Source organism: Acidovorax sp. HMWF029 (assembly GCF_003060895.1).
GTDB lineage: Bacteria > Pseudomonadota > Gammaproteobacteria > Burkholderiales > Burkholderiaceae_C > Acidovorax.
The window spans coordinates 44,455-50,326 of the sequence record NZ_QAIH01000151.1; the positions used below are offsets into that span (position 1 = coordinate 44,455).

Annotated in this window: 5 protein-coding genes; 1 reads left to right on the plus strand and 4 read right to left on the minus strand. The window is 68.9% G+C overall.

The genetic code is table 11. The features are described from left to right. The coding region (locus tag DBR12_RS10470) for a molybdopterin-dependent oxidoreductase (protein ID WP_233244384.1) at window positions 1-1,959 on the plus strand (1,959 nt) is incomplete at its 5' end. A gap of 97 nt (window positions 1,960-2,056) precedes the next feature. Here the strand turns inward: DBR12_RS10470 and DBR12_RS10475 are convergent. From DBR12_RS10475 to DBR12_RS10490, 4 genes are all read right to left on the minus strand, one after another. Next, a complete protein-coding gene (locus DBR12_RS10475) occupies window positions 2,057-3,061 on the minus strand; it encodes a hypothetical protein (protein ID WP_233244385.1) in 1,005 nt (334 codons plus the stop codon). A 222-nt stretch (window positions 3,062-3,283) separates the two neighbouring features. Further along, entirely contained in the window at window positions 3,284-4,447 is a 1,164-nt protein-coding gene (locus DBR12_RS10480) for an iron-containing alcohol dehydrogenase (protein ID WP_108617188.1), read from the minus strand. 122 nt (window positions 4,448-4,569) lie between these two features. Then, window positions 4,570-5,295 (minus strand): alpha/beta fold hydrolase, encoded by a 726-nt coding sequence (locus tag DBR12_RS10485; RefSeq protein ID WP_146185510.1) that lies wholly within the window; start codon window positions 5,293-5,295, stop codon window positions 4,570-4,572. Between the two features lie 189 nt (window positions 5,296-5,484). Beyond that, a partial coding sequence (locus DBR12_RS10490) for a LysR substrate-binding domain-containing protein (RefSeq protein ID WP_233244386.1) occupies window positions 5,485-5,872 on the minus strand: 388 nt, incomplete at its 5' end.

Here is a 5,872-nt window from a genome sequence, read left to right on the forward strand (position 1 = left end):
GGCAACCCCGACCACCGCCACACCGACGGCGCGCTGTGCGCCAAGGTGAGCAAATACACTGAACGCAGCTACCACCCCGAGCGTGTGCTCACCCCGCTCAAGCGCACGGGGCCCAAGGGCAGCGGGCAGTTCACCCCTGTCAGCTGGGACGAAGCCCTGGCAGACATCGCCCAGCGCCTACAAACCATCGCCGCACGCGCCCCCGAGGCCGTCCTGCCCTACAGCTACGCGGGCACCATGGGCATGGTGCAGGGCGAAAGCATGGACCGCCGCTTTTTCCACAAGCTGGGCGCCTCGCAGCTCGACCGCACCATCTGCGCATCCGCCGGGGCCGAGGCACTGATCCAGACACTGGGCGGCAAAGTAGGCATGAAGGTGGAGTTCTTCGCCGAATCGCAGCTCATCGTCATCTGGGGCAGCAACTCCATCGGCAGCAACCTGCACTTCTGGCGCTACGCCCAACAGGCCAAGAGGAGCGGTGCGCGGCTGGTGTGCATCGACCCGCGCAAGAGCGAAACGGCCGACAAGTGCCACGAGCACATCCAGCTGCGCCCCGGCACCGACGCCGCGCTGGCCCTGGCGCTGATGCACGAGCTGATTGCCCACGACTGGCTGGACCACGACTACATCGCCCGCTACACGCTGGGCTGGGAGCAGCTGCGCGAACGCGCCCTGCAATGGCCGCCCGGGCGCGCGGCAGAGGTGTGCGGCGTGCCCGTGGAGCAGATCCGCCAGCTCGCCAAGGACTACGGCACCACCAAACCTGCCGCCATCCGCCTGAACTACGGCATGCAGCGCGTGCGCGGCGGCGGCAATGCGGTGCGCGCCGTGGCCTGTCTGCCCGCGCTTACGGGCGCGTGGCGGCACCGTGCGGGCGGCGTGCTGCTGTCCAGCTCGGGCCAGTTCCCCGCCCAGCGCGGCGTGCTGCAACGGCCCGACCTGATGCCCGCCAGGACACCGCGCACCATCAACATGTCCACCATTGGCGACGACCTGCTGCGCGATGCCGCGCCCGCTTTCGGGCCGAAGGTCGAGGCCATCGTGGTCTACAACAGCAACCCCGTGGCCGTGGCGCCCGACTCGGGCAAGGTGGTGCAGGGCTTTGCGCGCGAAGACCTGTTCACGGTGGTGCTGGAGCACTTCCAGACCGACACAGCCGACTACGCCGACTACATCCTGCCCGCCACCACGCAGCTGGAGCACTGGGACGTGCACCTGAGCTACGGCCACACCGATGTGCTGCTCAACCGCCCCGCCATCGCCCCGCAGGGCGAAGCGCGCAGCAACGCCCAGATCTTCCGCGACCTGGCTGCGCGCATGGGCTTCACCGAGCCGTGTTTTGTCGACAGCGACGAGGCACTGTGCCGCCAGGCCTTTGGCGATGCCGTGGACTACGCCTTGCTCGAAAACCAGGGCTTTGCCACGCTGACCATCCCCGATGCGCCGTTTGCCGAAGGCAACTTTCCCACGCCCTCGGGCCGCTGCGAGTTCTACAGCGCCCGCCTGGCCGCGCAAGGCCTGGACGGCCTGCCCGACCACCTGCCCAACCACGAGCTGGCGGGTACCGACGCCCGCTACCCGCTGGCCATGATCTCGCCACCCGCGCGCAACTTCCTGAACTCCACCTTCGTGAACGTGCAGAGCCTGCGCAACATCGAAGGCCGCCCGGTGCTGGAGATCCACCCCGACGACGCCGAGGCGCGCGGCATTGGCAACGATGCCGTGGTGCGCGTGTTCAACGACCGGGGCAGCTACCTGTGCCACGCCACCGTGTCGCGCCGCGCGCGGCCCGGCGTGGTCAATGGCCTGGGCATCTGGTGGCGCAAGCTGGGGCTCAATGGCACCAACGTGAACGAAGTCACCAGCCAGGCCCTGACCGACCTGGGCCGGGCGCCCACGTTTTATGACTGCCTGGTGCAGGTGGAGGCCTGCACCACCGAGGCGGCGCTCCCCGTCTGAGCGGCAGCAGCAGCCTATAGATTGCTACTATTTTTATAGCTTAAAACCTTTGACCAATGCGCGGAGACGGCCATTTTTTGCTCAAAAACTGCCGCACTCACCGCCACTGCCGCCCCAGAAACTCCGCCACCTGGTTCTCCAGCGTCGCGTGGTAGGCCACCCGGTCGAAGCCCTCGGGGTTGGCGGCAGCGTCGCCTGCGTCCGACGGCAGGGGCCAGGCGGACTGGGCCATGAAGGCAAAGTGCCCGGCACCTGGCACGGTGCTCGCGTCCACCCCGGGCAAGTGGACCGCCACATGCTGACCGTGGTACTTGCCCTGCAGCACCACGTCGCGCTCGGCCATGACCACCTTCACGGGCACGGTGATGGTGGCCAGGCTCTGGGGCGTGAAGACCACTGCCATGGGCGCGAGGGCCACCACGGCGCGGATGCGGGGGTCAGCCACCGAGACCAGCGGGCCATCTTGCGAGGCGCGTGCAGAAGATGCCGGGGCCGCAGGACTGCTGGCGCCCTGAGCCGACGTAAGTTTGCCCAGGCTGCAAAAGCCCGGGTCGTCCGAGACGCTGCGGCAATGCTGTACGGCACGGGCGGGTTCGGCCTGTGCACCGGCCAGGGCCAGCACCGTGTAGCCGCCTGCCGAGTGCCCCACGGCACCGATGCGCCCGGCCGGAATGCGGGGGCCCCACTCGGGGCTTGCCAGCAACGCGTCCAGCACGCGGCTCACCTGGCGCGGGCGTTCGCTGAAGTAGCGGCCCGAGGTGACCATAGACCGGTCTTCCCAGTTGTCGCCCGGGTGGCGCGGCGCGGCCACCAGATAGCCATCGGCCGCCAGGCGCGTGGCCAGGTTGTGGTGACCCAGTTCATGGCCGCCCGTGCCGTGCGAGATGAGGATCAGGCCCTTGAGGGGGGCAGCGGCCACCGGTGCGCCCGGCGTAACCACAGGCCTCCAAGTGCCCATGGTCTGGGTACGTGCAACGGCGGGGGTGGGGTAGTACAACGCCACGGTCACGGGATCGGTGCCCGGGACCACCAGAGTGCGCAAACCAGCGTATTGCGCCGATGCAGGGGCGGCCCAGGCCAGCAGTGCCAAAGATGCAGCCACCAGCGGTGCTCGGGCAACCCGCCAGGTTGAACGGAGGGCCAGGAGAGGAATGAGAGTCACGGTACACCTTTCGTCAAGCACCGCCCGGGGTGGCGGCTTGACGGCACTGTAGGCAGCGCAGGTGGCAGGCTCCAGCGCCACGCGACGAAACGCCGCTGCGTGGCGCGAAATGCACAAAGGAAGGAGCGAGCGCACAGCCGCCCCCCCCCCGACTGCGCCCGGTTACAGCGCGGCTTCGAGGATGCGGCGGCTCACGGCAGGCGTGATCTCGCGCTGCTCACCCAGCGTGACCATGCCATGGGCCTCCAACTGCGCAACCACGGCCGCCACAGTGTCGGCGCCCAGACCGTAGCCCGACAGGCGCGTGGCGACGCCCATGCTCTCAAAGAAGCCGCGGGTGCGCTCGATGGCGGCGGTGATGCGTTCGTCCTCGGTGCCCGTGGTGATGCCCCACACACGCTCGCCATACTGCAGCAGCTTGGCGCGCTTGGCCCCCCGGCGCTCATTGAGCAGCGCGGGCAGCACGATGGCCAGAGTGCGCGCATGGTCGATGCCGTGCAGCGCGGTCAGCTCGTGGCCAATCATGTGTGTGGCCCAGTCCTGCGGCACACCCGCGCCGATCAGGCCGTTGAGCGCCATGGTGGCGGCCCACATGAGGTTGGCGCGGTCGTCGTACACGGGCTCGGGCGCCGTGAGCAGGCGCGGACCCACCTCGATCAGCGTCTGCAGGATGCCTTCGGCAAAGCGGTCCTGCACGGGCGCGTTGACCGGGTAGGTGAGGTATTGCTCGACCGTGTGCACAAACGCATCGACCACACCGTTGGCCAGCTGCTGGGGCGGCAGGGTGTAGGTCTTGGTGGGGTCGAGCACCGAAAACACCGGGTAGGTGTGCACGCTGCCAAACGCCAGCTTGGCGCCCTTGGCGCGGTGGGTGATGACGCCGCCGTTGTTCATTTCAGACCCCGTGGCGGGCAGTGTGAGCACGGCGCCAAACGGCATCGCGCCCTTGACGTTGCGGCCATGTTTTTCGAGGATGGCCCAGGGGTCAGCGCCCTCGAAGCGCACGGCGGCGGCGATGAACTTGACGGCATCGATCACCGAGCCGCCACCCACGGCCAGCAGGAAGTCGAACCCGCCATCGCGGATCTGCGCCACGGCCTTCATGGAGGTCTCGTAGCTCGGGTTGGGCTCGATGCCACTGAAGGTGGCGTGCTGGCGCTCGCCGAGCGCTGCGCGCACCTCGGCGAGGGTGCCGGTCTTCTCGGCGCTGGCGCCACCCACGAGGATCAGCACCTTGGCGGCAGCGGGCACGAGCTTGGCCAGGTCGGCAATGCGGCCCTGGCCGAAGGCGATGTGGGTGGGGTTGTGGAAGTCGAAATTCAGCATGGGGATCTTTCTGGGCGAGGCCGGCGCATGCGCCGTTGGGGGTCGCATTGTGCGGCGCACCCGCGCCCCGGCGGCGTCGCGTGGGCGATAGCCCTGCGGCCGCCGCGCTCATCCCGGGCCTGTCAGCGGAAACCGGAAATCTGGTGCACGGTGTCCGCCAGCCGCTGGGGTTGCGAGAAATATGCCGAGTGGCTGGCCTCGATGGACGACACCGTGGCGCAGGGCGAGGCTGCGATCATCTTGCGCTGCAGCTCGATGGTCACGGCCCGGTCCTGTGTCAGCTCGATGTAGTGCCGGGGCACGCTGCCGTAGCGCGGCGCAGTCAGTCTGAGCCGCGTGAGTGCGGGCAGCGAGGGCTCGGGCGTGAGCAGGGCATGGGCCAGCGCCACGTCGGCGTCCGAACAATCGGCATACAGCGCGGGGCGGTAGGCCTCGGGCGCCAGCTGGTCGGTCAAGGTGCTGCGGCTGACATGGATGTGGCGCGCCACCAGCGAGGCCTTGTCCTGGCGGAAAAAGTCTGTCACCCGCTCGCCATGGCGCAGCATGTAGGCGGCCAGATAGGTCACGCCCACCAGCTTGTGGTGCCGCAGCTCGGCCACCGTGGACGCCACAATGCCGCCCCGGCTGTGCGCCACGATGAGCGCCGGGCCATCCAGCGCATCGAGCACCCGGCACACATGCGCCGCCATGGCCGAGAGCGTGGTGCGCCCCCGCGCCAGCCGCCAGTGGCGGCCGTGGGCGGGCAGGTCAGGCACATGCACCTGGTGCCCCCGGGCCTGCAGCAGTGGGACCACTTTGTGCCAGCACCAGGCGCCATGCCAGCTGCCGTGCAAAAGAACGATATTCATGAAGATGCCTTGGGTCTTGGGGAGAGATGCCGTGCGCAAGATGCGCCGCCAGCCGGGCGAGCGATGGCATGGCGCCCCACTCAGACCGGAGCGTAAAACCGCTCCGCCCAGGGCACTCGCTGAATCCGGACACACGATTGGCAGCCGGTTGCACGCCCCGCCCCACCCTTAGCCGCCCTCACGCAAAGGTCAGGAGGCCGCAATGCCCGGCGCCTGCTGCTGCAGCGCCAGCAGCCGCTGCGCCATGAAGTCGCGCAGCGCGCGCACCAGCGGCGTGAGCTGCCTGCGGCTGGGGGCCACCAGAAACAGCGGGACCGCCTCGGTGGTCCAGTCGGTGCACAGTTGCACCAGGCGGCCTGCGGTCAGGTCGTGCGCCACGTCAAAGTACGACTTGTAGGCAATGCCGCGCCCCAGCACTGCCCAGCGGCGCACGGCATCGCCGTCGTTGGCCACGTTGTGGCTGCGCACGCGCACCTGCGCCTCCTGGCCCGCCGCGTCCCAGAACCGCCAGCGGTCGTGCACGTCCTCGCCCAGCATGAAGCACAGGCAGTCATGGTCCACCAGCGCATGTGGGGAG